We start from the raw sequence: 4,618 nt of genomic DNA on the forward strand, positions 1-4,618 counted from the left end.
CATCATGGCCGTTTATAGTACCGCAGTCTCTCCCCTTTATTTTTACTGAAGAGCAGACAGAAACCATAAATACCGGCTTTGACATGCCGGGGAAGTCCTTATAGTACAATAATTTTCGATATCCAAATTGACCCCATCTACGCCACCGGCCATAATGAAGGCAAACTGACGGCGGAGGATATTCACGGAGCAGCGTCAAAGGCGGGACTGACCACCCCAGCTCCTGGCGACCATACCGCATCCCTGGAGAAAAACAGTAACCTGGCTGAGGCGCTGGGACTCACCGGAACGCCGGGGATCATCGTCATGCCCGTTAGCGGAGCGACTCCTGACACCATCACGGTTTTCCCGGAAGCCGTAACCGCTGAAAGACTCCAGGCAGCAATCCTGAAAGCCACGGCCAGATAGAGGATTTCAATTTCCTGTTTGCTGTGCCAGCCACATATGCAACCAACTTTTTTTAGCATATAGTTAAGTTCAGTAGTAAAATGCAGCGCCTCGTCGAGAGATGATGATTATGGAGTCCGTCGTCGTGAAATTTAAAATCCAGCACTTGCAGGCCGCAGTGGCACTGGTTCTTGCCAGTTTCCAGCCGCAACCCAAAGCGGTTGCGTGTCAGCCTACGATTGTTGAACGGGTTTACGAAATGGGCTCCAGAGTCAACAAAACCGATATCAGCGAGCTCACTGTTGCTCTCAATGACGTAGCTGAAGAATTACGCTCAAGTCGCATTGAGCTGGCCCGGTATGCAGACAGCGATTTCTCCGGCGCTATCAAAGTCGCCAGCGACATCAGAAATCATACTATCCATGTCGCAGGTATCGCAGAGTCCTTTGTTCTGATGTTGCCGGAAAAAAACATCATTCAGTCGTATGACAGGAATTCTGTTGAGTTTGCGTTCTTTAAGGCCATTAAGATGGTCAGTCTTGCGACCAAAAACTACCTTAGTCTGATTGATCAAATCACGCGAACGACAGAAGTGCGTGACTCTGGAATCAACCTCTCGGCCATGAATCACCTGCTGGATTCAGGCGACAGGGCTGCGGCCAAATGGCGTTAACGGCTGAGTACAGTCATGTCACGTGGGATTCGTTTTTCCAGCCCACGTTTGCCGTTTACCCTGAGCTGGAGAGTCAGCTACAGGCAGAGTTCATCACGTATAAATCAACTGGCGCACCGTCGAATCTCCTTGGAAGGGACGCCCCCTTTGATTTCCCGCCATTCGCTGTCGATGCTAACGTCCAGCATATTCACGTTAATCTGCATTTCCAGCTCACCTGGAGTGCCAGACAAGAGAATTACAACCGTACCTCAGATCATTATCTCATTTACACAGAACACATGTGGGATAGCGGCCGCTTTCTGCTGATGGGGCTGATAAAACCGGCTCATGAACGTATGCCAGCGAGAGATACCCGGTTACTCAGCTACTTTTCTGAAGTTGCAGAAGATTTTCACGCTTCATAACCCTCAAAATCACATATGGTACCCGGCGAAAGAACGAAAAGGACCGGGCATCCCGCATATCCAAACCACCCCGGTTCAGAAGGGGAAGCAGGATAACCGGCAGACCTACTTTAACGGAAGTTCCACTGTTGAACCATTCGAGAAAATCGCGCAGCCTGCGAGCATCTTTGCACACTATCTTGTTAACTTATCATCTTGGTATGTTATTAAGTTCATATCAGATCCAGACGGTCACGAGCCGTGCGCAGGCGCGCTTCGCCGCGGCGATCGTACTGCTGGGTGGTGGTGACGCTGGCATGCCCCATGGCATCCTTTACAGTGATTAAGTCCTCGCCGTTATCCAGCATGGAGGTCGCAAAGGTTCGCCTTAAATCGTGCGGTGCGCATTTTGCAATCCCAGCCAGGCGCTGGCGCACCTGCAGGACATGGTACACCGTCTGGTCGGTAAGCCGGTCGTTCGTCAGGGTGTCAAAGCGGCGGATACGGGTGAACAGCGGCCCGTCTTTTTCTCCCCGCACGTCATCGATCCACTTTCTGAGCCGCTGCCAGGTGCCCGCCGGCATATAGGCCAGCCTTTCCTTGTTCCCCTTACCCAGTACCCTGAGCGCCCGCTCATCTGTGACAATGTCACACAAATCGAGCCCCACGGCCTCCGAGCGTCGCAGGCCGCAGCCGAGAATGACACCCAGCATCGCCGCATCGCGCACCCCAATGCTGGAGTCATCGGCCTCGCAAGCACCGAACAGCGCCCGGATCTCCTCCGGCGGCAGGGCCCGGCCGCGCGGAAGACGGCTGCCGCGCAGGTTACGGACCGCCCGGATGTGCTGGAAGCTCTCCACGTCCATCAGCCTGAGCATCCAGGCTTCCTTCGCCACGCCCTTGAGTGCCGAAAGATAGGTGTTGACGGTGGCGGTGGCCCGGCCGGTGTCGCGCAGCAGTTCGGTCACGGCCATCACGTGATGGCGCCGCAGGCTGCCCCAGCTGCAGGACTCCAGGGAGGCAGCTCCGAGCATAACGGCGACGATGTTCAGGAACGAGGCCATGGTCTGCCGGCTGCGGTGGGAATTGAGTGAAAGCAGGTAGGCCCGGGCCGGGCTGACCGGGGCATTCACACCTGACAGCGCCGGCAGGAATTCCTCACTGGCTGCGGGCAGACTCAGCTCCGGTTCGTCATCGGGAATCAGGATCATGTCGGGCTCCGTCCGGCGCGCTGCGTAAAAAATCGGGGGCAAACTTACTGTCAGAGCGTACCGCAGAAAGTCTACTTTTTCAAAGATACATTTTAATAAGCAGAAAAAACTGAAACCATTCTTCGGTCATTGCAGCTCGAACAGCTGTTGACGGTCAGATTCGGGTAGGTGCCTGTACGCTGTAACGCTGCTAATTTAGCTTAACCACCATAATAAAGAGGGAATGTTAACAATGAATCAAAAATGGAAGACGCTGTTAATTTCGGTATTAACTCCGTCTGGCATCATATCAGGGATCGCGCTGACTGTGCTCTGGGGATATTTCAGTCGTCTTGACAGACTCGATGTTTTCTTTGAGGTGATGAGCATCAAGAGTCTATTCGCTCTGGTCTGCTGCGCAGCCGTATTCTCATTAGCGATTCTGTTATTTATCTTTTTTATAATCTCTATATTCATGCCGATTATCATTCCTCAGGAGGTAATGACTCCAACTTACTGATAGTGTTTTATGTTCAGATAATGCCCGATGACTTTGTCATGCAGCTCCACCGATTTTGAGAACGACAGTGACTTCCTGCCCAGCCTTGCCAGATGCTGCCTCAGATTCGGGTTATGCCGCTCAATGCGCTGCGTATATCGCTTGCTGATAACGTGCAGTTCTCCCTTCAGGCGTGATTCATACAGCGGCCAGCCATCCGTCATCCATACCACGACCTCAAAGGCTGACAGCAGGCTCAGAAGACGCTCCAGCGTGGCCAACGTGCGTTCACCGAATACGTGCGCCACAACCGTCCTCCGTATCCTGTCATACGCGTAAAACAACCAGCGCTGGCGTGATTTAGCGCCGACGTAACCCCACTGTTCGTCCATTTCCGCGCAAACAATGACGTCACTGCCCGGTTGTATGCGTGAGTTTACCGACTGCGGCCTGAGTTTTTTAAGTGTCGTAAAATCGTGTTGAGGCCAACGCCCATAATGCGTGCACTGGCGCGACATCCGACGCCATTCATGGCCATATCAATAATTTTCTGGTGTGTACCGGGCTGAGAGGCGGTGTAAGTGAACTGTAGCTGCCATGTTTTACGGCAGTGAGAGCAGAGATAGCGCTGATGTCCGGCAGTACTTTTACCGTTACGCACCACGCCTTCAGTAGCTGAGCAGGAGGGACAACTGATGGAGATGGAAGCCACGGGAGCACCTCAAAAACACCATCATACACTAAATCAGTAAGTTGGCACCATTACCCTGAGTGTTGTATCTAATCGTGGGGGCAGGTCACTAAAGCGTAGCAGCAGTTTGCAAAAACATAAAAAAAGGCCTGCGTTTTACAGCAGGCCCTCAAGGAATTTCAAACTGGTTGTAGTTATTGTCATGGTGCCGGGTGCCTCCCGGTGACTTTACCCCTGGTCAGTAAAGCCGCGTGCATACCTGCAGACAGCAGTTGACTGGAACGCCCCACCGCTTAGGGGGATTCACCATTGCCATAATTTACCAGGTAATCAAAAGGTGGGTCAAACCGGACGAAGGCAACTGGTGTAGATTGAACTATAGTCAGTTAACTAAAATTTTACATTTTACCGTTGCGTTTTATACATCAAAATCCTAAATTCTCCTTCCCGTTCTCTACTAACTAAAATCAGTTGAGAATTTTTCGTCGAGGGATGTGATGTCGCCTGTAGAGTCCCTCGTCTTTTTTCCCTTTACAATGCCCCTCCGTTTACAAATCAGAAAATTTTCCTACTCCTCCAGCCGAGAATAAAAGCTTCAGTTACACGAGACTGCGTTAGTTTGGGAGCCTGGACTGACCCCGCCCCGGTAGACGATCCTGCCCTATAGTTGGACTGACCCCGCCCCGGTAGACGATCCTGCCCTATAGTTTGAGCATAGGAGGAGCGTATGGGCACACCACGATTTACACCTGAATTTAAGGAAGAAGCCGTCCGTCAGATAACAGAACGCGG

The 4,618-nt window shown here is 52.2% G+C and carries 4 protein-coding genes and 2 pseudogenes; 4 read left to right on the top strand and 2 right to left on the bottom strand.

Annotated elements, in window-relative coordinates:
* Positions 1 to 135: 135 nt before the first annotated feature.
* The 3 genes and pseudogenes from ACHH0Z_RS25320 to ACHH0Z_RS25330 form a co-directional block, all read left to right on the top strand.
* A pseudogene (locus tag ACHH0Z_RS25320) lies at positions 136 to 408 on the top strand (DsbA family protein); the annotation flags it as partial.
* A gap of 109 nt (positions 409 to 517) precedes the next feature.
* On the top strand, positions 518 to 1,060 hold the full coding sequence (locus tag ACHH0Z_RS25325; RefSeq protein WP_224773246.1) for a hypothetical protein: 543 nt from the start codon (positions 518 to 520) through the stop codon (positions 1,058 to 1,060).
* Positions 1,051 to 1,467, top strand: a complete 417-nt coding sequence (locus tag ACHH0Z_RS25330; protein WP_084832138.1) for a type II toxin-antitoxin system YafO family toxin — start codon at positions 1,051 to 1,053, stop codon at positions 1,465 to 1,467. The genes ACHH0Z_RS25325 and ACHH0Z_RS25330 overlap by 10 nt, the downstream gene beginning before the upstream one ends.
* Positions 1,468 to 1,679: 212 nt before the next feature.
* Here ACHH0Z_RS25330 and ACHH0Z_RS25335 read toward each other — a convergent pair whose 3' ends face one another.
* Complete coding sequence (locus tag ACHH0Z_RS25335) at positions 1,680 to 2,657, bottom strand: tyrosine-type recombinase/integrase (protein WP_395149612.1); 978 nt, start codon at positions 2,655 to 2,657, stop codon at positions 1,680 to 1,682.
* A gap of 232 nt (positions 2,658 to 2,889) precedes the next feature.
* Here ACHH0Z_RS25335 and ACHH0Z_RS25340 point away from each other — a divergent pair.
* Positions 2,890 to 3,138 (top strand): annotated as a pseudogene (locus ACHH0Z_RS25340) (hypothetical protein); the annotation flags it as partial.
* A gap of 11 nt (positions 3,139 to 3,149) precedes the next feature.
* On the opposite strand, the gene ACHH0Z_RS25345 reads toward ACHH0Z_RS25340, so the two are convergent.
* Positions 3,150 to 3,847, bottom strand: a protein-coding gene (locus ACHH0Z_RS25345) for an IS1 family transposase (protein ID WP_236593108.1) whose coding sequence is annotated in 2 segments (ribosomal slippage) — positions 3,150 to 3,598 and positions 3,598 to 3,847 — 699 coding nt in all. Because the reading frame shifts where the segments join, the coding sequence is not laid out codon by codon here.
* Positions 3,848 to 4,618: the final 771 nt, after the last annotated feature.

It is taken from the genome of Enterobacter cloacae complex sp. 2024EL-00227 (assembly GCF_043945315.1).
Classification (GTDB): Bacteria; Pseudomonadota; Gammaproteobacteria; order Enterobacterales; family Enterobacteriaceae; genus Enterobacter; species Enterobacter roggenkampii.

Coding starts and splice junctions, on each gene's coding strand:
- ACHH0Z_RS25325 (WP_224773246.1), top strand. CDS start 518: ATGGAGTCCGTCGTCGTGAAATTTAAAATCCAGCACTTGCAGGCCGCA.
- ACHH0Z_RS25330 (WP_084832138.1), top strand. CDS start 1,051: ATGGCGTTAACGGCTGAGTACAGTCATGTCACGTGGGATTCGTTTTTC.
- ACHH0Z_RS25335 (WP_395149612.1), bottom strand. CDS start 2,657: ATGATCCTGATTCCCGATGACGAACCGGAGCTGAGTCTGCCCGCAGCC.